18 protein-coding genes and 2 tRNA genes are annotated in these 20,959 nt (G+C 63.6%); 9 read left to right on the forward strand and 11 right to left on the reverse strand.

Annotated features, from left to right (window positions below):
* From HV744_RS36870 to HV744_RS30475, 3 genes are all read left to right on the forward strand, one after another.
* Window positions 1-216 (forward strand): hypothetical protein (locus tag HV744_RS36870; RefSeq protein WP_217469176.1); only part of this gene is annotated, 216 nt, incomplete at its 5' end.
* Window positions 217-444: 228 nt separating this feature from the next.
* A complete protein-coding gene (locus tag HV744_RS30470; protein WP_175153062.1) occupies window positions 445-1,776 on the forward strand; it encodes a chloride channel protein in 1,332 nt (443 codons plus the stop codon).
* A gap of 188 nt (window positions 1,777-1,964) precedes the next feature.
* The gene (locus tag HV744_RS30475) at window positions 1,965-2,840 is read left to right on the forward strand and encodes a glutamate/aspartate ABC transporter substrate-binding protein (protein WP_246279269.1); all 876 of its coding nucleotides are present in this window, start codon (window positions 1,965-1,967) and stop codon (window positions 2,838-2,840) included.
* 572 nt (window positions 2,841-3,412) lie between these two features.
* On the opposite strand, the gene HV744_RS30480 is transcribed toward HV744_RS30475, so the two are convergent.
* Both HV744_RS30480 and HV744_RS30485 read right to left on the reverse strand, forming a co-directional pair.
* Window positions 3,413-3,499, reverse strand: a tRNA-Leu gene (locus HV744_RS30480).
* Between the two features lie 232 nt (window positions 3,500-3,731).
* Window positions 3,732-3,818 (reverse strand) — tRNA-Leu (locus tag HV744_RS30485).
* Between the two features lie 305 nt (window positions 3,819-4,123).
* Between HV744_RS30485 and rnr the strand changes: the two genes are divergently transcribed.
* From rnr to rpiA, 3 genes are all read left to right on the forward strand, one after another.
* Window positions 4,124-6,625: a ribonuclease R gene (gene rnr / locus HV744_RS30490; RefSeq protein WP_175153064.1), complete on the forward strand. Its 2,502-nt coding sequence runs from the start codon at window positions 4,124-4,126 to the stop codon at window positions 6,623-6,625.
* 201 nt (window positions 6,626-6,826) lie between these two features.
* Window positions 6,827-7,570 carry a 23S rRNA (guanosine(2251)-2'-O)-methyltransferase RlmB gene (gene rlmB / locus HV744_RS30495; protein WP_175153065.1) on the forward strand — a complete coding sequence of 248 codons (744 nt, stop codon included), beginning with the start codon at window positions 6,827-6,829 and terminating at the stop codon, window positions 7,568-7,570.
* Between the two features lie 65 nt (window positions 7,571-7,635).
* Window positions 7,636-8,331 carry a ribose-5-phosphate isomerase RpiA gene (rpiA, locus tag HV744_RS30500; RefSeq protein WP_175153066.1) on the forward strand — a complete coding sequence of 232 codons (696 nt, stop codon included), beginning with the start codon at window positions 7,636-7,638 and terminating at the stop codon, window positions 8,329-8,331.
* A gap of 43 nt (window positions 8,332-8,374) precedes the next feature.
* On the opposite strand, the gene HV744_RS37740 is transcribed toward rpiA, so the two are convergent.
* Complete coding sequence (locus HV744_RS37740) at window positions 8,375-8,734, reverse strand: glycosyltransferase family protein (protein WP_246279263.1); 360 nt, start codon at window positions 8,732-8,734, stop codon at window positions 8,375-8,377.
* Between the two features lie 268 nt (window positions 8,735-9,002).
* Here HV744_RS37740 and HV744_RS30510 point away from each other — a divergent pair, with 268 nt between their 5' ends.
* The 3 genes from HV744_RS30510 to HV744_RS30520 all read left to right on the forward strand — a co-directional run bounded on the left by HV744_RS30510 (window position 9,003) and on the right by HV744_RS30520 (window position 11,194).
* Window positions 9,003-10,220 carry a glycosyltransferase family 4 protein gene (locus tag HV744_RS30510; RefSeq protein WP_175153067.1) on the forward strand — a complete coding sequence of 406 codons (1,218 nt, stop codon included), beginning with the start codon at window positions 9,003-9,005 and terminating at the stop codon, window positions 10,218-10,220.
* Window positions 10,221-10,475: 255 nt separating this feature from the next.
* Window positions 10,476-10,694 carry a type II toxin-antitoxin system HigB family toxin gene (locus HV744_RS30515; protein WP_246279264.1) on the forward strand — a complete coding sequence of 73 codons (219 nt, stop codon included), beginning with the start codon at window positions 10,476-10,478 and terminating at the stop codon, window positions 10,692-10,694.
* A gap of 77 nt (window positions 10,695-10,771) precedes the next feature.
* Window positions 10,772-11,194, forward strand: a complete 423-nt coding sequence (locus HV744_RS30520; protein WP_175153111.1) for a helix-turn-helix domain-containing protein — start codon at window positions 10,772-10,774, stop codon at window positions 11,192-11,194.
* A 139-nt stretch (window positions 11,195-11,333) separates the two neighbouring features.
* Here HV744_RS30520 and HV744_RS30525 read toward each other — a convergent pair whose 3' ends face one another.
* From HV744_RS30525 to HV744_RS30560, 8 genes are all read right to left on the reverse strand, one after another.
* The gene (locus HV744_RS30525; RefSeq protein WP_175153068.1) at window positions 11,334-11,471 is read right to left on the reverse strand and encodes a hypothetical protein; all 138 of its coding nucleotides are present in this window, start codon (window positions 11,469-11,471) and stop codon (window positions 11,334-11,336) included.
* Between the two features lie 2 nt (window positions 11,472-11,473).
* The gene (locus HV744_RS30530) at window positions 11,474-12,859 is read right to left on the reverse strand and encodes an undecaprenyl-phosphate glucose phosphotransferase (protein ID WP_175153069.1); all 1,386 of its coding nucleotides are present in this window, start codon (window positions 12,857-12,859) and stop codon (window positions 11,474-11,476) included.
* A gap of 35 nt (window positions 12,860-12,894) precedes the next feature.
* A complete protein-coding gene (locus HV744_RS30535) occupies window positions 12,895-13,629 on the reverse strand; it encodes a Crp/Fnr family transcriptional regulator (protein WP_006048767.1) in 735 nt (244 codons plus the stop codon).
* 632 nt (window positions 13,630-14,261) lie between these two features.
* Window positions 14,262-16,925 (reverse strand): glycoside hydrolase family 2 protein, encoded by a 2,664-nt coding sequence (locus HV744_RS30540; RefSeq protein WP_175153070.1) that lies wholly within the window; start codon window positions 16,923-16,925, stop codon window positions 14,262-14,264.
* Window positions 16,926-16,966: 41 nt separating this feature from the next.
* Window positions 16,967-18,034, reverse strand: a complete 1,068-nt coding sequence (locus HV744_RS30545; RefSeq protein ID WP_175153071.1) for a DUF1839 family protein — start codon at window positions 18,032-18,034, stop codon at window positions 16,967-16,969.
* Window positions 18,031-19,089, reverse strand: a complete 1,059-nt coding sequence (locus tag HV744_RS30550) for an amino acid--[acyl-carrier-protein] ligase (RefSeq protein WP_175153072.1) — start codon at window positions 19,087-19,089, stop codon at window positions 18,031-18,033. Before HV744_RS30550 ends, HV744_RS30545 begins: the two co-directional genes overlap by 4 nt.
* Window positions 19,090-20,385 (reverse strand): acyl-CoA dehydrogenase family protein, encoded by a 1,296-nt coding sequence (locus HV744_RS30555; protein ID WP_175153073.1) that lies wholly within the window; start codon window positions 20,383-20,385, stop codon window positions 19,090-19,092.
* Window positions 20,382-20,630 carry an acyl carrier protein gene (locus HV744_RS30560; RefSeq protein ID WP_175153074.1) on the reverse strand — a complete coding sequence of 83 codons (249 nt, stop codon included), beginning with the start codon at window positions 20,628-20,630 and terminating at the stop codon, window positions 20,382-20,384. The genes HV744_RS30555 and HV744_RS30560 overlap by 4 nt, the downstream gene beginning before the upstream one ends.
* Window positions 20,631-20,959: the final 329 nt, after the last annotated feature.

Raw genomic sequence — 20,959 nt, forward strand, 5'->3', positions numbered from 1 at the left:
CGGAGCGGTTTCGCTCAAAGAATTTTTAGCGAAGCGGGCGCGGATTTCGTGCCGTGCCTGCGATCACCCCGGTGCGCCGCTTCCGCTTCGCTAAAAATCCTCTGCCTTATCGTATTGAACGTGTGGGTATTAGAGTTTGTTGTTTGTAATGTGTATTTGAATTGCGAAGAGGCGAATCAGGTCAATTCGACGGTTTATTTCGCGCGGAACAAATGACTAGTCCGCATTTGTGCTGCTCATCGTAGCGCTGTTGCCGTTTTCCGTGGACCATGCTGGCGAAAGTCCGCAAGCGTTACGACAATCGCCATGCAGGACGATCTGGGGCTCCGGTCCGGCCAATATATGCAAACGCAGCATCAATAAAGCCGAAAAATCAATTTGATTCATGTTGCGTCGCGGAATAACATGGCTGCCATCTTTCCATTTCGCCCTCGTCGACGCGTTATGTCAGTCAAATCAATCACTTCGAATCCGGTGCGCCGTGAGCACAGTCCATTCGCGGCAGTCGCCGCAGTCACGTTGCTCACGGGTATTGGCGCGGGTCTGGGCGGCATGTTGCTCGCGTTGTTGCTGCACGGCATCCAGCACGTCGCGTACGGCTACAGCGTCACGCACGCGATCAGCGCGGAGAGTTTTCTGCAAGGCGTGACCGGCGCGGCGCCCGGGCGCCGCGTGCTGGTCCTGGCGATTTGCGGCCTGGTGGCGGGGCTCGGCTGGTGGGCGTTGTATCGTTTTGGACGGCCGCTCGTGAGCATTCGCGAGGCCGTCAAATCCGACGATCCGCAGATGCCGTTGGCGAGCACGACAGCCCACGCGCTGTTGCAGATCGTCACGGTCGCGCTGGGTTCGCCGCTCGGCCGCGAAGTGGCGCCACGCGAGATAAGCTCGGCGCTTGCCGGGTGGCTGTCGCGTCGCGCGGGTTTGTCGGTCGCGCAGAGCCGGATCATGGTGGCATGCGGCGCGGGCGCGGGTCTGGCCGCGGTCTACAACGTGCCGCTCGGCGGCGCAGTGTTCGTCCTCGAAGTCTTGCTGGGCACCTTCGGCTGGCCTGCGCTGGTGCCGGCCATCGTGACCTCGTCGATCGCGGCGCTGGTCGCGCAAGCGGGACTGGGCAACGAGCATCAATACCTCGTGCCGTCGATGACACTGAGCGCGTCGCTGGTGGTGTGGTCGGTCGTGTGCGGTCCGCTTTTCGGCGCGGCGGCGTGGGGCTTTACGGAACTGATGAAGCGCTCGCGTGCCGCTGCGCCGAAAGATTGGCGTTTGCCGGTGTTGTCGCTGCTGAACTTCGCGATCATCGGCGTGCTGGCGATGCACTTCCCGCAATTGCCCGGCAATGGCAAGGGCCCGGCGGGGCTTGCATTCGATGGCGGTCTGACGATCGGTCTCGCCGCGATGTTGCTGGTGTTGAAGATCGTGATTACCGCGAGCAGTTTGCGCGCGGGTGCCGAAGGCGGCTTGCTGACGCCGGGTCTCGCGAATGGCGCGTTGCTGGCGATCGTGCTCGGCGGCGTGTGGAGTCTGTTCTGGCCGGGGGCTTCGTCAGGGGCATTCGCGGTGGTCGGCGCGACGGCGTTTCTCGCTGCATCGATGCAGATGCCGATTACGGCGGTGGTGCTCGTCTTTGAATTTACGCGCGTGAGTCAGGATTTTCTGATTCCCGTCCTGCTTGCCGTGGGCGGTGCACTGTTGGCTTTTCAGGCTTGCACGAAGTGGGCGCCCGCGTTGCAGCCCGGTTTCGGGCTTAACTGGGGCGGGGTGGGTAAAGCGCGATAGGGTGGGGTGGCCTCGCGGATGCCGTTCGTCGACCCGTGCGACGACGCCGTCAAAAGTCTTCCGCATCAGTGGTTAACATATGTTGCGCAAAATATTGATGTGGCAACATCTGTATCAATCCAGCTTCCAATGCGCAGAAGGCTGGTTAACACCACACTGGGGGAAATGTCATGAAACACAGGCTACTGATGGTGCTCACGACTCTTTCAATGGTTTCGGCCATCGTTTCGGCGCAAGAGACTCAGCCGACCCTGGCAAAAATCCAAAGCGGAAACTCGATTTCTATCGGTCATCGCGAGACGTCGGTGCCGTTCTCGTACGTTGATACGAACAATCAAGTCATTGGATTTTCCCAGGACCTTTGCGACAGGATTATCGACGCGGTCAAGGCAAAGACGGGGCACCCCGATCTGCATGTCCGCTTCATACCTGTCACTTCACAGAACCGCATTCCGCTCGTGCAGAATGGCACCGTCGACCTGGAGTGCGGTGTGACGACCAACCTGACCTCGCGGCAAAACCAGGTCACGTTTTCCGACACGTTCTTTGTTGCCACGACGCGTCTCCTCACGCGCAAAGACTCGGGCATCAAGGACTTCGCGGACCTTACCGGCAAGACCGTGGTGACCAATCAGGGAACCACCTCTGAACGTCTCCTCAGGAAAATGAACGAGGAGAAGAAGATGAACATGCAGATCATCAGCGCGAAAGACTATGGCGAAGGCCGTGTCACGCTCGAGACCGGCCGTGCCGTGGCATATATGATGGACGATGTCCTTCTTGCCGGCGCGCGCTCGCTCACGGCGAAGCCCGCCGACTGGATCATTGTGGGAACGCCTCAGTCGTCTGAAGCATATGGATTCATGCTCCGCAAAAATGATCCGGAATTCAAAAAGCTGGTCGACGACGCAATGATTCGTGTCATGAAGAGTGGCGATATCAAAACCATGTACGACAAGTGGTTCATGAAGCCTGTCCCGCCGAAAGGCGTCAATTTTGACTTCCCGATGAGCGAGTCGCTGGAAAAGCTGTATGCGGCACCCGACGACAAGGCCTTTGATTGAGATTGGGCACGGGATGAACAGCCGTCAACCCGCGTGCAGGCGTGAACGATTCGCCGGTCAACTAATAAGGATGCCTTGGCTTATCGAGGTCTATGTGAGCCAGGCCGTTTCTATATCATCGGCCACATGCCCTGACGACGCTGTCCGCAAGTGAGGTACGCGTGAGTAGAACTCAACGGCAGAAAATCAGACACCCATCGAACTGGCGCTTTCGTGGCGAGGTACGGCGTGTGCGCCGCAATCGCTTCTGGCACGGGCTTAACCTCGGGCGTCGCGAGCGTTGAAATTGGCTTGCTGCCAAGCGCTGGACTGAGATACTCGCGCACGACGAACTCGGCCTTCCGATAGGTCTGATCGGCCCGCTCCTCGCGCCTGAATGCGAACGTGCATCAACGTGCGAGACGTCAGGGTAGGGGGCGAGGCTGGGGGAAGTCTTCCTTGCCGGTGCTCAGTCCCCGATACCGTAACAGCCACGTCCCGGCCTAAGCGCAACGGCAGGCAACAAAAAACCCCGTAAGACGTTGATCTTACGGGGTTTCTCGAACTACTTCGGCTCATGCCGGAACAACCGTTGGTGCCCAGGAGAGGACTCGAACCTCCACGGTGTTGCCACCGCTAGGACCTGAACCTAGTGCGTCTACCAATTCCGCCACCTGGGCACGTTTTCAAGCTAGACCGCTATTTTAGCGAGATGATGCAGCGTGTCAATCCCTACTTCAAACAAACGTCGCTTTATCAGCCGCCCGGTTAAGTTGTGCAGCAAAGCTGCTGCTTTCACTACCCAACTACCGTCCGGCCGACTACGCAACCCGATCGCACAAACGAGTGAACCGGACCGCGTAGCCTCAAACAAAAATTAGAGCCACCCGTAGGTGGCTCTAATTTTGAATCTGGTGCCCAAGAGAGGACTCGAACCTCCACAGTGTTGCCACCGCTAGGACCTGAACCTAGTGCGTCTACCAATTTCGCCACCTGGGCAGATGATGAACAGCAAAGACCGCCATTATAGCGACAGATTGGAGCCTGTCAAGCGTTTCTCAAAACTTGCTTAAACCTCGCGACGACGCGCCTGCGCGCGCCTCCCAGCGACTGTTGACGGGCCGCGTGGCGCGCAAGACGGGTGTTAGAATGCCTCGCAATAGTTCGTTGGTACGGTGCACACACGCCCGTCGACTCAGTTTTGAACGAGCCGGACCCGAGCAGTCTTTTCTGTGCATTTGCAGGTGCAACTCAAGCGCAACGCAAACGCTTCTTCAGCCGAGCCACATCGCCGACCGACGTCCATGCAACGAGAAAAAATCATCGACAAGCCCTTGAGCAAATTTCCGTATCCGATTCCAAGCCGCGAAGAAATCCTGGGCGTCCTGCGCACGAGTGAAGCGCCGCTTGCCGCGAACGACATCGCCGAAGCCTTGTCGATCAAGCGCCAGGAGCGCGAAGGATTTTTCAAGCGCCTCGGCGCGATGGAGCGCGACGGCCAGATCCGGCTCGATCAGCGCAATCTCTATCAGTTGACGCATCCGTCGAACTTTGTCGCGGGCCGCGTGCAAGGTCATCGCGACGGCTACGGTTTCCTGATTCGCGACGACGGCCAGGACGACCTGTTCCTGCCCAGCGGCGAGATGCAGAAGGTCATGCACAACGACCGCGTGCTCGCGCGCATCGTCGGTTATGACCGGCGCGGCCGTCCGGAAGGGCATATCGTCGAAGTCACGGATCGCGCCAACAAGCGCGTGATCGGCCGCCTGCTCAACGAGAACGGCGCGCTGATCGTCGCGCCCGAAGACAAGCGCATCGGCCACGACATCCTGATCACGCAGAACACCAAGAAGGCCAGGGTCGGCCAGGTGGTGGTGGTCGAGCTGACCGATTTTCCGAGCCGTCACTCGCAGCCGCTCGGCCGCGTGGTGGAAGTGCTCGGCGATATCGACGACCCCGGCATGGAAATCGAAATCGCGGTGCGCAAATACGGCGTGCCGCACGAATTCAGCCCGGACGCGCTCGACGAAGCCGCCAGGCTGCCCGACGCAGTCCGCCCGGTCGACGCGCGTCATCGCATCGATCTGCGCGACGTGCCGCTCGTCACGATCGACGGCGAAGACGCGCGCGACTTCGACGACGCGGTGTATTGCGAGCCGGTGCAGGTCGGCCGCGGCGAGGGCTTCCGCCTGATCGTCGCGATCGCGGACGTGTCGCACTACGTACTGCCGAACAGCGGGCTCGACGCCGATGCGATCGAACGCAGCACGTCGGTGTATTTCCCGCGGCGCGTGATTCCGATGCTGCCGGAGAAACTGTCGAACGGCTTGTGCTCGCTGAATCCGAACGTCGATCGTTGCGTGCTCGTGTGCGACATGATCGTCACCGCGCGCGGCGAAGTGAAGGCGTATCAGTTCTATCCCGGCGTGATCCACTCGGCCGCGCGTCTGACCTACACGGAAGTCGCCGCGGTGCTGAAAAACACCAAGGGTCCGGAGGCCACGCGCCGCGCCGCCTTGCTGCCGCAGCTGCAGAATCTGTACGGCGTGTACAAGTCGCTGTTCGCGGCGCGCCAGAAGCGCGGCGCGATCGATTTCGATACGACCGAGACGTACATCGTCTGCAATGCGCAGGGCAAGATCGAACAGATCGTGCCGCGCACCCGCAACGACGCGCACAAGCTGATCGAGGAGTGCATGCTGGCCGCGAACGTCTGCGCGGCCGACTTCCTCAAGCGCAACAAGCATCCGGGCCTGTTCCGCGTCCATGCCGGGCCGACCGCGGAGAAGCTCGAAAATCTGCGCACTTTCCTGCGCGGCATGGGCCTCACGCTGGCTGGCGGCGACACGCCGCACGCGAGCGACTACGCGGCGCTGATGGCGCAGATCCGCGAGCGGCCCGATGCGCAGATGCTGCAAACCATGCTGCTGCGCTCGATGCAGCAGGCGGTCTACAGCCCGGAAAACATCGGTCACTTCGGTCTCGCGTACGAGGCGTATGCGCACTTCACGAGTCCGATTCGCCGTTATCCCGATCTGCTGACGCACCGCGCGATCTACGCGATCCTGCAGGGCCGCAAGTATCAGCCGGAACCGCCGCAAGGCGTCGAGCTGAATACGGCGCTGTCGCCGCGCGCGCGCGCCATGCAGCAGGCCGACGACGAAAAGCGCGGCCGCCAGCGCGGCAACAACGTCGCGATCTGGGAAGAGCTCGGCCTGCATTGCTCGGCCAACGAACGCCGCGCCGACGAAGCATCGCGTGACGTCGAAGCATGGCTGAAGTGCTATTTCATGCGCGACAAGCTCGGCGAAGAGTATGGCGGCATGGTGAACGGCGTGACGTCGTTCGGCATTTTCGTGCAGCTCGATTCGCTTTTCATCGAAGGTCTCGTGCACGTCACCGAACTCGGCTCGGACTACTTCCAGTACGACGAGATCAAGAACGAGTTGCGCGGCGAGCGCACCGGCATTCGTTACCGCTTGTCGGATCGCGTGCGCGTGCAGGTGAGCCGCGTCGATCTCGATGCGCGCAAGATCGATTTCCGGCTCGTGCGCGACACGCCGATCAAGCCGCCAGTGGCGCGTGGGGCGCTGGCCGACAAGGGCGCCGGTGACAGCGGCGGCGCGCGCGTGCGGGTATTGCCGCCTGCCGAAGGCGGCGCGGCAGCGCCGGGCGCGCGGCGCAAGAAGGCCGCGCCGGCGCAAACCGTAGCGGTCAAGGAGGCGCGCGCAGCGCGTGGCGCGGCGAAGAAGCACGGCGCCGCGGCTAAAGCGGCGCCGAAGCCGCAGGCACGCAAGAAGCGTTGAAGCGCAAGCGCTAAGCGGTTTCACCGCCTGAACCGCGCGCATCGGGTACGTTCACACGTGCCGGTTGCGCGCGGTCTGCTTTTTATCGCGGGCAAGCGCGCGAGCGCGCGAGGCAAGTAGAGTGTTCAAGCGAAGTACTCAGGCTCGTATTCATCACAGCAGCGCGCGTTGCAGGCGCGCTCAATCAAAGGTTGTTCAGTCATGGCACGTCTCAAGGTTTTATACGGTTTCCACGCAGTGACCGCGCGCATCCGGCACGATGCGTCGACGGTCGAAGATGTCTATTACGACGCGACGCGCAAAGACCGTCGTATGACCGAATTCCTGCACGCGGCGAAAGATGCCGGCGTGCGTCTGATCGCCGCCGACGAAACGCGGCTGTGGGGGCTCGCGCACACCGAGCGTCACCAGGGCGTGGTGGCCCGCGCGGGCGACCTGCCGCTCGCGCAGAACCTGGCCGAACTGCTCGACGGCATCAACGGTTCGCCGCTGATCCTGGTGCTCGACGGCGTGACCGATCCGCACAATCTCGGCGCCTGCCTGCGCGTGGCCGATGCCGCCGGCGCACATGCGGTGATCGCGCCGCGCGATCGCGCGGTCGGCTTGAACGCGACCGCCGCGAAGGTGGCGAGCGGCGCGGCCGATACCGTGCCGTACATCACCGTGACGAATCTGGCGCGTGCGCTGCGTGAGTTGAAGGACGCCGGGGTGTGGGTGGTCGGGACCGCCGGCGAGGTCACCAGGAGCCTCTACGACACGGAGCTCGACGGTCCGGTGGCGCTCGTGATGGGCGCCGAAGGCGAGGGCATGCGCCGCCTCACGCGCGACACTTGCGACGTGGTCATGCAGATCCCGATGGCGGGCACGGTCGAGAGCCTGAACGTGTCGGTGGCGAGCGGCGTGTGTCTGTTCGAAGCGGTGCGTCAGCGCGCGGTGAAGAAGTAATCGCCCGGCGACCGCGTGCCACTCCGGTAAACTAGACGTTTTTACTGCTTGCCTGCTTTTTCTCCATGACTCAAGACGAACTCAAACAACTGGTCGGCCAGGCCGCCGCCGACTACGTGAACGCCAACGTGCCCGAAGGCGCGGTGATTGGCGTCGGCACCGGCTCCACCGCGAACTGCTTCATCGACGCGCTGGCCGCCAACAAGGCACGCTATCGCGGCGCGGTGTCGAGTTCGCTCGCCACCACTGCGCGGCTGCAAGCGCACGGCATCAAGGTGCTCGATCTGAACGAAATCGATTCGCTGCCGGTGTACGTGGACGGCGCCGACGAGATCGACCACAGCGGCGCGATGATCAAGGGCGGCGGCGGCGCGCTGACGCGCGAGAAGATCGTCGCGTCGGTGTCGGACGTGTTCGTCTGCATCGCGGATGCGAGCAAGCTGGTCGACACGCTCGGCAACTTCCCGCTGCCGGTCGAAGTGGTGCCGATGGCGCGTACCGCGATCGGCCGCCGCGTCACGGCGCTCGGCGGCGTGCCGGTGGTGCGTGTGACGAAAGAGGGCGTGCCGTTCATTACCGACAACGGCAACGAAATCATCGACGTGAAGGGGCTGCGCATCAGCGACCCGCGTACGCTGGAAACGCAGATCAATGCGTGGCCGGGCGTGGTGACGGTCGGACTGTTCGCGGGCCGTGGCGCGAACCTGTGCCTGCTCGGCACGGATACCGGCGTCGAAACGATCGAGTACGGCAAGGGTTGATCGACGCGCGTCGCAGTTGCGCGTGAGTTTGCTGTTAAGGGGCTCACGCGTGCTTCGTTTGCATGGCCTGCACCGTTTGTACCGTTTGCATTAGCACGCGCCTTGCCTGATTGCCTGCGTCGTCCGCCGCAAATACCACTCCACTGAAAACTCCAGCTGCGCATCGTTCGGCGCCTCGCTTCGCGAAATGCTGCGCCACTGCCGGATCGGCGCGCAGCGTGCCGGTCGCGTTAGTCGACGCGGCTGCGTCGCCAGCTTTTAGCCGCCAGCCATCGCGGTCATGCCGCACGATCTGGGTCACGCCGCCCGCGGCGGTAATCACCGGACGTGCCGCCGCCATCCCCTCGACGATCATCCGCCCGGCCAGCTCCGGTTCGGGCGACGTGTGCACGATCGCATCCATCGCTTTCATCCATGCAGGCACAGCGGTCTGAAAGCCCGCGGAAAGGCAGGCGATCCGGACCGCCCGACGCCACCGCGTGCTCATGCAGACGCTGCGCTCGCGCGTGTCCGTACGCGTGCTCGCCGAACAACGCACGAGCGAACGGATTTATCGAATTATTCGCGTGCTGTCGCGCGTCGAATGTGGGCACGCGCACGCACGGCAAGAAATGCGACACATACACTCGTTCCTAGGCGCAACAGATGTTTCCCGACAGCCAGGAGAGGTCATGAAAGTGGCGATCGTGCACGACTGGCTCGTCGCATCCGGCGATGCGGAGAAGGTGCTCGAGCAGATCATCGAGTGCTTTCCCGACGCGGACCTTTTCAGCCTGGTCGATTTTCTCGAGGACCGCAGGCCGCTCGGCGGCAAGTCCGTCACGACGTCGTTCATCCAGCGCCTGCCGTTTGCACGGCGCCACTATCGCGCGTATCTGCCGTTGATGCTGCGGGCCATCGAACAGTTCGATTTGTCGGGCTACGATCTGATTATCACGAGTTCCTCCGCGCTCGCCAAGGGTGTGCTGGTCGGCCCGGATCAGACGCATGTGAGCTACGTGCATTCGCCGCTGAGCTTCGCGTGGGATCTGCAACACCAGTATCTGCGCGAAGCGAATCTGACGCACGGGCCGAAGTCGTGGGCGGCGCGCGCGTGGCTCCATTATTTGCGCGGCTGGGATACGCGTTCGGCGAATGGCGTCGACCGCCTGATTGCGAGCTCGCATTGCGGCGCGCGACGCATGATGAAAGCATACCGGCGCGACGCCGCCGTGATTCCGCCTCCCGTTGACGTGCGCCAATTCGAACTGTGCGCGCAGAAGGACGACTTCTATCTGAGCGTATCGCGCATGGTGCCGGGCAAGCGGATCGACCTGATCGTCGAGACCTTCAATGCGACGCCGCATCGCAAGCTGGTCGTTATTGGCGACGGGCCGCAGATGGCGGCGATGCGCGCCAAGGCCGGGCCGAATGTGACGATCCTCGGCGCTCAGCCGTGCGAGGTTCTGAAGGATCATCTGCAGCGCGCGCGGGCCTTCGTGTGCGCCGCCGAAGCAGACTTCGGCATCGTCCCGCTCGAAGCGCAGGCCTGCGGCACGCCGGTCATTGCGTTCGGCAAGGGCGATGCGCTCGAGATGGTGGTGCCGGTCGGCGACGCGCATCCCACCGGCCTTTATTTCGGATGCCAAACGGTCGGGTCGATGCGCGACGCGATCGACCGCTTCGAACGGCTGCGCGAACCTATCACCCCCGCGGCCTGCCGTGCGAATGCCCAGCGGTTTTCGGCGGCGGTTTTCCGCCGCGCGTTCATGGCCGAGGTCACCCGGACGATCCTGGCCGCGGGCCAGCGTCAGCGCCTGGGGACGGTAGAGCGGGGCGAACACGATCTGACTGCCCAGACCCTCGGATGGCCGGGCAAATCCGCATCCACGAGCAGTGGGGGGCGCTGATGCGCTCGGGCCAGGTGCGTCAGCCTTTCGGCCCGGCACGTCGGCGGGAGATCCGGCGCTGGGTCAGATTGTCTCTTTATTCGCACATTGGGAAGTTCGCAGTGTGCGAATAAAATGGCTTTCGCTGTACCGCAGCAAGCTGTAACCAGCCGTTCGGACTATGCCGTCCGGCCGGCTATCGTTGTCGATCCGCTCCATTTAGCCTTGCAGGTCAGGCGCGCATGTTCGATGCGCGGGTACGTGCGAGGAGAGACGATGCGGGTCATTTCAAAGAAGGCGTTGCTGGACTTTATAAAGAGACATCCGGGCGCGCGCAGTGCGCTACTGACCTGGTACTCACTGGCGCAGGCTTGCCTCGCGTATGGCTATAACGACCTGAAGCAGACGTTCGCCGGCGTGGACTACGTGCCGCCTCAGTACACCGTTTTCGATGTTGGCGGCAACCGGTTCCGGATCGTCGCGGCGATTCACTAGAACAGGCAGTCGTGATTCGTTCGTCATGTATTGACGCATGCGGAGTACGACCTTTGGACGAGGAAGAATCTAAACTCATGAATGCCGATCGCCTTCCGGGACCTTTTCCCGACGTTGCTCAAACCTGGGCCGTGCTGCAAAACCAGTTGCCGATCACACCCATTCGTAGCGAACAGGATTACCAGCAGATGGTGCGGGTCGCCAACTCGCTCGCCGATCATCTGAACGGCAACGAGGAAGACCCGCTTGCCGATCTGTTCGCGATCGTGACGGACCTGATCGGAAGCTGGGAAGCGCACAACGTGACGATTCCAAAAGCGGAGCCCCGCGAGGTGTTGCGGCATCTGCTGGAGACGCACGGACTCAAGCAGAAGGACCTGATAGGTATCGCGTCGCCCACCGTGGTGAGCGATATTCTCGCGGGCCGACGCGCCATCAGCAAAAAGGTGGCCAAGGCGCTGGCCGTGCGTTTTAATACCGACGTCAGCGCGTTTCTGTGAAGCTCGCGCAGCGCCGGCTTCGTGCCGTGCGCTGCGCAGGACTGCAAGCTTTCGCGCACTTCGACTCGTTCCATTCACGCCGGCGCCGGCGGCTTGTCGTTGAGCCGTTGGTGTCGGCGCTGCCGCATTGGTGTCGCTTCTATTGCAGGATATTTGCGCGCGACGTCCGTCCGTTGTACATGCCGGAGCCGCTCACGCCGTTGGACGTCCCGCCGGCGGTGCGCCTGCAGGTCGGCACGATCGCCGACACTTTGGCGAACGGCTTGCGGATCGGCATCGTCAGAATGCGTTGCGGCCGACAAAGCCCTTGAAGATGGTGATGAACACGATCTTCATATCGAACCAGAACGACCAGTTGTGAATGTAGAAGAGGTCGAATTTGACGCGCGCTTCCATCTTTTCCACCTTGGTGGTGGCGCCGCGATAGCCGTTCACCTGAGCCCAGCCGGTAATGCCCGGCTTGATCCGGTAGCGGTGCATGTAGCCGTACACCTGGTCCTTGTAGAGATCGTCGTGTTCGACCGCATGCGGACGCGGGCCGACCACCGACATCTGGCCGAGCAGCACGTTGAGAAACTGCGGCAGCTCGTCGAGACTGGTGCGGCGCATGAAGCCGCCGAGCTTCGTGACGCGCGCGTCGTTGCGCGAGGCCTGAGTGATCTGGCCATGCGCTTCGTGATGAACGGTCATCGAGCGGAACTTGTAGATTGCGAACGGCTGGCCGTCGACGCCTTTGCGGGTCTGGCGAAAGAACACGGGCCCAGGCGACGTGAGCTTGATGCCGATCGCCAGCACGATGAACACCGGCGCCAGCGCGAGCAGCGCGAGCGCCGCGAACAGACGGTCGAACATCAGCTTCGGCCACATCTGCGGCGGCGAGAAGGGCGTCGCGCTCAGATTGAGCGTCGGCAAACCGACGACATCGACCAGCGCGTGATTGAACAGCGAGAGGCTGCGCACATCGGGAATGAAGCGCAGATTCACGAAGTCGTGTCTGAAGGTGCGCGTGAAGCGATAGATCGTGTGTTCTTCGGACAGCGGCAACGCGAGCCACACTTCGTTCACGTGCTCGTCGCGCACCTTGCTGACGAACGTATCCAGATCGGTCAGCACCGGCAGGCGGTTCAGACGCGCGCCGTAAGCGCCGGCTCCTTCGATGCTGGTGTCGAATACGCAGACCGGTTTGAAGCCGGCTTGCGGCGCATGTTCGAGATGGGCGAGCAGCGTACGCGAGAAGCCGGGTGCGCCGACGATCGCGACCGTGCGGAAATTCATCCCGCGGCGCCGCACGCCGCGCAATATCACGTGCATGATGCAGCGGGTGACGATGATCAGCGCGCCGGAGATCAGCGTCGAGTAGCCGAACCACAGCCGTGACACCGCGTCCATACGGTGCAGCGTAAACGCCAGCACGAGGCCGGTGGCGACCACCACCAGCCAGGCCGCGGCGATTCTCGCGAGCACTGGCGCCAGCGCCTTGCCGCGCCACGTTTCATACACGCCGAAGCCCGGAAACAGCAGCAGCACGAGTACACAGTTGAAGGCGATCAGAAGTCGCTCGGTGTCCGACAACGCAATCGGAGTCGAGAAGCGCATCCAGTGAGCGAGCAGGCCTCCCGCAATCACGAAGAGTGCATCGAGCAATCGCACAGTATTCCTGAACATAGGTGAGTCTACCTCGTGGTCGGGCGGCCCCGTGCTTATTCGACGGTTTCAGCCTGGCGCAGGCGCGGCAGAAGACGGTCGAACTCACGCTTGACGAGGCCGTAGCATTCGCAGGCACGTGCTTCGAGGCCCTTGCGGTCGAGCACCTTGATGTGGCCGCGGCTGTGATGAATCAGGCCTTCGTCGTGCAGCTTGCCGGCGGCTTCCGTAATCCCTTCGCGGCGCACGCCGAGCATGTCGGCGATCAGTTGCTGGGTCACCGTCAGATCGTTCGACGCGACGCGATCCACCTCGATCAGCAGCCAGCGGCACAGTTGCTTGTTGAGCGCGTGGTGGCGATTGCACGCGGCGGTTTGTGCGACTTGCGTGAGCAGGGCATGCATGTACAGCAGCATCAGGCGGCGCAGAAAATCCGAGCGGGCGAATTGCTGCTTGAGCGCCTGCGCGCTCATCCGGTACGCGAAGCCGGCGCATTGCACCTGCACGCGGTTCGGCATGGTTTCGCCGCCGGTGAGCACCGGCACGCCGGTCATGCCTTCGCGGCCGACCGCGGCGATCTCGACCGAGCTGCCATCTTCCATCGTCGAGAGCATCGAGATGATCGCGGTGGTCGGGAAGTAGACGTGATGAATGCGTTGACCGGAGTCGCACAGCAACTGCTCGGTGCGCAGGTGGACCAGTTCGAGGTGGGGAGCTAGCGCTTGCCATTCGTGCGACGGCAACGCGCCAAGCAAATGGTTACCGTGCAGATCTGATTGAAGTGTCAACATGATCGGTCCTCGCGTGAAAGTCGCGTTCTGTGCGACTTTCTGTTTTTGATCCGATGCCTGCATCCGTTAGCAAACGAAGGTGCTGCCTGGCGAGCAGCGAAGGATTGGCAGAATCGGCCCCGTATTGGCCTTGGTGCGCCGCCGCCTTTGTTGTCGGTCCCCTTGCGGTGGCGCTGTGCTGCACTGATCTATTAGCGAGGAGCGTGCCAACGCCAGGGAAAACGAGCGCTGGTGCGGCGCAGCGAAGCAGGTCTTAGCGACGCGCGAAGCTAAATGTGAATTTTTGTTTCAAATCTGTACAACGCGTTGCCCGGAGGTCCGCGTTTCGCGGGCTCTTTTCAAACGGCCGAAGCCTTTGATGGTATTGGCTTTGCGGCTGCTGGTGCGGGTCATGCGGCAGGTGTCTCACGGTTCCAGTAGCCCTTCGATGCTCGCCGTGATGCGATGTCCGCGATGTGCCGGAATTGATTCAGATGTGTTCAATACGCTGCGTACGCTGCCGTACCGAGTGGCTTTTTGGAGGCGCGGAAGTCGCGGAAAAACCAACAGTGACTCCGTAAATCAGACACATGGATTCGCGGAGCGCGAGGTTTTATGCGTGTCGCGAACGCGTACCTAGTTCAGGAAGACGTTTACCGGTAGAACGTGGCGGATATCGCATTGACCGCGCGGACTTCGCCCGCGGGTGGTGCGCATGTTGCATCAGCTTTAAATGCCGGGCTGGATGCGCGTGCAACGATTCGTTCCTGTGACGCGAGTGACGTCAGAGGAATCAGCGGCACGTTGAACGGGCGGTTCGGTTCGAGGTGGAACCAGTCGTGCGCGGCCCGGTAGTGCGGGTCAATGATATGAACGAAGCGCGCAAAACGCTGCGCTTCGATGACAAGCTGCCAGCCGTCGCTGGTGCGCTCGACGGCCACCGTCAGACCCAGGTCGTGGCGCTCGCTCACGCGCCGCTGCGGCAGATGAAACGTTTGCGAAACGATCTGGCCGCTCGCCGCGTCGCGCAGTGTCGCAATTGTGACGTCGTGCGCGCGCGGGCCGAAGCGGTACGCGTGCGTGAAGTCGAAGAACTGGCCGAGGCATGCGGCCGCGCTGATACGTTGCACGCTATGCGGCTGCAACTCGACCGGGCGGCTGGCGGATGCGACCTTGACGCTGCCGTCGCGCAGGCAGACCAGTTCCAGTTGCGCACTAAACGTTTGCGCTCGCTCGTTGATCAGATGAATGTCGAGGCCGTTGAGCCCTTCGTTGGTCATCACGAGCTGCACGGGCTGCAGCGTATGCGCGAGGCCGTGCAGCGCGCTTTTAGGCCGTCCTGTCGCGTCGATCAAGCCCCAGCGCGCGCCGGGGCGCAGATCCTGCAATTGCCAGACCAGCGCGCCGCCGCACGTCGAGCCCGCGCGACGCCATTCGGCGAACACATCGCTCATCAGTTCGGCGCTCACTGCGCGCGACAGATCCAGATAACGCTCTGGGTCCTCATAGCGCAGCCGCGCCGGCTCGACGCCGTAGAGGGTTTGCAGATAGTGGTCGCGCACGTCGTCGAAATCCCAGCCCGCGCCGGGGTCGCGCGGCACCGCGGCCTTCCAGCGCGGATCGTGCGAATGGATCGTGCCGAGCACGTCGTGCAAGGTTGCGTCGTCGGGCACGTTGGCGAACGCGAGGCATTCGGCGGCAAAGCGCACCTGCGAGCGGCGCACGTCGTCGAGCGGACGCTGATACGCGCCCACGCCGTAGTAGTGCGTAATACCTTCGTTGGTCGAAAACGGCCATGCGCCTCCCGACGGCGAGTTGCTCACGTATGGCACGTCCGGCCGTTCGCGTGCGACGATCGCAGGCAAACGTTCAGTGAATAGCGGCTGCGCGCGCATCGAAGGCGGCAGGCCGAACATGGCCGCCTGCTGGTCGGCTTCACTGCCGCCGCACAACACGGCGAGCGCTGCGAAGCGCCGCGTGCGGGCCAGAAACTGCGTAGCTTCCCGCTCGACCGACGCGCTGAATGCGGCATCGTTCGGGTAGTCGAAATTCGCCAACGCGAAGTCTTGCCAGACGAGCATGCCGTATTCGTCGGCGAGTGTATAAAACGCGTCGGACTCATACACCATCGTGCCGCCCACGCGCAGCATGTTCATCCCCGCAGCGCGGGCCAGCTCGAACGCGTGACGCAATTGCGCGTCGGTCCCAGTGAGCGTGACGAGGTCCGCGCTAGTCCAGCACGCGCCACGGCAGAACACCGGCAGGCCGTTCACGCGTAATGCGAAACCCGTGCCGTCGACGCCGCGTTCCACTGCAAGGCTGCGAAAGCCGATCGATCCCAAAGAGTGAGACGTTACGAGCCCGTCATCGAGCTGCAACGTCAGCGGATATACAGTGGGCTCTCCGTGCGTGTGCGGCCACCAACGTTGCGCGTGCGGCACTCGCACGCTGCCGGTCAATGTGTACGCATCGCGCCATTGCAAAGACGAAACAGCAGCGCCGCATTTAAGTGTCGCGTGGCAGGCGGCGGTATCGTGCGGATTCGCGAAACGTAGCGTGAGTGAAACAACGCCGTCGTCGTGCTCGAGGCGGCTCGCCAGATCGAGCGTGTCGAATGTGTGCGGCGCATCGCCGAGCAGTTCGACCGGACGCCAGGGACCGACCGCCTGGATAGAAGGACACCAGCCCGGCATGTGGCCGAGCAGCGTGGTGCGCACGTTGCGCAAGGTCGGCGGCGACGCGAGCCGGGGCCGCCAGCGCGCGCGCGAGCGTTTTGCCGCCAACGCTGGCGTCAATGAGCGAAAGCACAGCGCGAGCGTCGCGCTGCCATTCAGTTCGATGTCCAGATCATGTGCGATGAACATCGAATCGGAGTCGAGGCGCTTGACGCCGTCGAGCCAGACTTCGGCGAGCGTCGCGAGGCCGTGCAGACGCAAGCGGCGTTGGCCGGTGCCCGTGAGCGTGACGCGATACCAGTGATCGTCGAACGCGAGCGGCGCTGGATCAGCAGGGTCGAGCAGGCCCGCGGCCCGGCGCGCGCTGGCTACGGTGCCCGGCACTGGCGCGGCGAGCCAGCCGTGCGCAGGCAATTGCGCGGGCGACCCGCACGCGCCCGCCGGCGTGCTGACGCACTGCCAGCCGGTGTCGAGCCGCTGCGGCCAGAGCGATTCGCATGCGAGGTTCACGGCGGCAACGCTTGCGTCGGCCGCGTCGGCTTGAATGCTCTGCGAGGTTGGGTCGACAGCGGCGGCCGTCGCCGCGAGCGGGCCGCGGCCGTCACCTTCGTCGGCCGCCGGATTGAGCGTCGGTGCATCCACGGCGAGTCCCCGAGAAGTCTACGCGGCGTGAGACGCGCACCTCACCGCACCAGTGCGGCAAGCGGCGGCAGCGTCTTGTCATACGCGCTTTCAAGCACGTCGAAGCAATCTTCACACGCGTCGCGACGACCGCGAGCGATGGCCCGTACGAGCCGGAACTGCATCACCATCGACTCCGACGCGATACGCTGCGCCGCAGCGGGGATCGACGCCGGAATCTCGAAGCCTTGCGCGGACAGCCACAGCAGATACTTCGACAGAAACTCGAAGTTCGCGCCGAGCTGCCGCATCAGGTTGAACGAGTACGGGTGGAAGAACGCATCACCGCGTTCGAGCAGCGTGTCGAGATGCGCGGGAAACTCGACGCGCCATTGCGAAATCGGATTGGTGAGCGGCCGCCGCTGCAGATGCGCGCACAGCAATTCCGCCGACGCTTCCGCGAGCGCGGTGCCTTCGAGAGCGGGCCGCGCCTGCTTGGCGAATTCCACGTAGGGGAACAGCAGATCGGCTTGCTGCGCGAATTGCGGCAGCTTGCGAAACACGCCGTCGTAGTCGTCGCCGTCGAGCTGGTGATAGCCGGTGTTGTGGAAATAGCCGAGGCGGCGCGCGGCCGGATCGATGAAGTCGATGCCCACCGTGGTCTTCGGATGCTCGCGACGATACGACGTGGCGCGTGTGTTCGGCAGGTAATAGCCGTCCACTTCCACCAGCACCGCATGGCCGCGCGAGGTCTGCGCAAGCACGCGGGCTTCGAGCGAATCGTAGATGGCCAGTTCCTGCACCTGGGTGCCGTACAGCCGTTCGAGGTCTTCGAGCGGGAATTTGAAGAACGTGAACTGGTCGCCTTCGAAATCCTGCGTGACGGTAAAGCCGAACGCCGCGCGCGGTTCGAGCCCGAAGCCGTGCAGCAGTTCGATCCACAGATCGACGTAGCAATTGGTCTCCTGCCACACGCGTTCGCCTTGATGCAGCACGTGCGGCACGTGCTCGCGCAAGCGCGTGCCGGATCCCGGCGCGGCGGCGCTGCCCTGAGTGGACAGGACGACGCGCCGGGGCATCGGCAAAGCGCTGGGCGTGCCCATGGGCACCGGCGTCAGAGAGGGATTCATGCGCCGGCTCCCGCGCGTTGTGCCGTCTGCATGGGCTGCATATGTTGCGCGACGCGCGCTTCGGTGTCGCCCCACAGCAGCGCGCGCACCTCGTCCGGCCAGTGGTTCACGTCGAGCCCATGATGACGGAATAGCGCGAGTGTGATGCGTTCCATGCCGAATCCGACACAGCCGGTATGCGCGAGCGCGCCGTCTTCGCAGACGATCTTCCAGATCGCGCCGAAGTGGTCCATGTGATAGTTGAACGACAGGCAGGCCGTCTTGCCGCGCGGGTCGGCCAGCGGGATCAGCAGTTCGAACTTCAGCGCCTGGGCGCGCTGGCTATCGGCGACGATCTTGCCGCCGCGGCCGAAGAACGGATCGTTGGCGAGATCCACTTCGACCGGCAGTTGCAACAGCGTCACCAGCAGCGAGCCGCGTTCGATCCACATCTGCCGGAACGCCATCACCTGTTCGGCGCTGCCGAGGCGCACGTATTCGCGCTGCCGGAACATCTGCATGCGGCCCGGATCGAGCGACGGTTCGTAGCGGAAGCAATACGACAGCACGTCGATCGTGCGGCCGTCGGCGGGCAGCGGGCCGCGCCGCGCCATCACCGGGTAGACCGGGTAGCAGGCGGCGGGCGTCAGCACCACGCGGGTGGGTTTTTGTTGCGCCATCCATGCGTCGCTGCGCTCTTCGTCGCTTTCGGTCATCGCGTCGTCGAGCGCGCGCAGCAGGCGCCGGTGGCCCATGTCGTTGCCGCAGAACGAGTGGATCGTGCCGGCCAGATTCGGGAAGCTCTTCAGGTATTCGCTGTCTTCGAAATCGGTGCGGCGCATCGCCGGCGGAAAGCGCAACACTTCCGGCTGCTGGTCCGCGCCCAACTGCGTGATCGCAACATTCACGCGGTCCAGCACGTTTTCGAAAAGCTGGCTGCGGCCGTACAGGCCGTTTTCGCCGGTATCGATCAGCAGGCCGGCGGCCAGCAGTTCGTCACGAAAACCGGTTGCGGCGGTGGCCTTGGCAGCGGCACTGGCAGCGGCGGCCGCGACAGTATCGGTCATCGAGTTCATTCAGGCTCTCCCCGGAGCGGCAGGACGCTGCGCGAGCAACAGGCTCGCGGTGTTCTGCGCAATCCGGTCGTTGTTGATCATCAGCGGCGCGGAGTGCAGGTCGCGTAAATGGCGTCCGACGCTGTACGGCGTGCCGTTCTTGTAGCCCGCCATACCGCAGATCATCAGCACTTGCTGGACGACTTGCAGCGCGGTGTTGGAGAGGCTGGTCTTCAACGTGTTCATGTCGGACGCGAAGCCGAGCAGCGCGGCGAGCGGCGCATCGGCTTGCGGGTCGTGCTGGCGCGCCTGCCGGGCCTGGTGCGCGGCGCGTGCCGCTTCCAGCGCGAGCGCGAGGCGCGCCTGCATCATCTGCAGCAGGCCGACCGCTTCGGCAAGGCGCAAGCCCGCTGGCGGCATCGAGCCGGGATTGGCGCGAGCCTGAACCCGGAAGCAAGCCTTCGCGCGATTCACCGCGTCGCTCGCGATGCCGGTCCAGACCGAGGCCCACAGCGTGTGCGAGACCGGCAGCATGGTCTGGTCGGCGATCTCGGCGAAGGGCGTCGCGAGGATTTGCGCGGCGAGCCCTGTGGCGACGAGGCGAAAGCCCTCGCTGCAGGTGCCGCGCATGCCCAGCGAGTCCCAGCCGCTGCGCTTTTCCAGTTGCGTGCCGTCACGCAACGCGACGATCAGCACCTGGTCGGCGGCGGCCGACTCGGCGGTGCGGCGCGCGGTGACCAGGATGCCGTCGGCGTGCGCGCCGTACGAGATCGTCGGGGCGAGCTTTTCGATCCGAAAACGCTCGCCGTCGAGCTCGACCGAGCAGGCGCTCGTGCGCAGGTTACCGCCGATGGTTTGCTCGGAGGTCGCCGAAGCCAGCAGCCATTGATGCTCGACCAGTTGCGCAAGCAGGCGCCGCTGCCAGGCCGATGCGCTGCCGTGCGCTTCGATGCACGCAACCTGGATCTGATGCATCGCATACACCATCGCAGTCGACGCGCAGCCTTGTGCGAGCGTCTCGCAGATCGCGCCGATGTCCGCGAGCGACAACCCCGCGCCGCCGAACGCGGGCGGCACCAGCGCCGACAGCAAGCGTTCGCGCTTGAGCGCGTCGAACGCCTCGCTCGGGAAGCGCGCGTCGCGGTCCACCGCATCGGCGAACTGCGCGGCCACCGCGGCGCAGCGACGCGCGGCCGCGCGCCAGCCGGGTTCGGCCTCGACCGCCGTCAGCTGGACGGCAGCGTCAGCGCTGTCGTGCGCTGGCGCTGCCGCGCCTGGGGCCGCGGCGCTGGCCGCGTCCAGCAGCGGCGCGATCATGCTGCCTTGGCCTGTTGCACTTCGGCGATCGCGGCGGCCATCGAATCGATGCTGGAGAACAGCCGGCGCGTCAGCAGGCGGTCCGGAATTTCAATGTCGAATTCATTTTCGATTGCCAGCATCAGATGCACGGTCGCGAGCGAGGACAAGCCAGCGGCGTATAGATCGGCGTCGTCCGCCAGACTGTCAGCGGGAACATCCAGACGGGCGGATTCGGAAATGATGCGTCGCAATGCGTTTTTCATTGTGTAGTGGCCCTTGTGGTCCAACGAGCTTTCGGAAGGTGTCGACGAAAAACGAGCACCTGTATTCGTTTTTAGTCTTTATCGGCCCGGCCGACATCGTTGCCGCGCTCAACCCATGTGACCTTGTCAGCCACTCACGGCATCCGCGTGCCGCTTGCGACGGCTTGCTGCGACGCCGTGCTCCGGTAGGCCGTATTTAAGGATCGTGAACGCCTGGCGTCGGTGCGATGCCGCACGGAAACACGCCTATTGCGGACGTACCGTGTAGCCATGCCAACGAGCCGGTGTGTTGAGCCAGGCCGTCGAGGGCGGCGTGTGATGCCGGCCCC

The sequence above is a fragment of the Paraburkholderia ultramafica genome, from assembly GCF_902859915.1.
Lineage (GTDB): Bacteria > Pseudomonadota > Gammaproteobacteria > Burkholderiales > Burkholderiaceae > Paraburkholderia > Paraburkholderia ultramafica.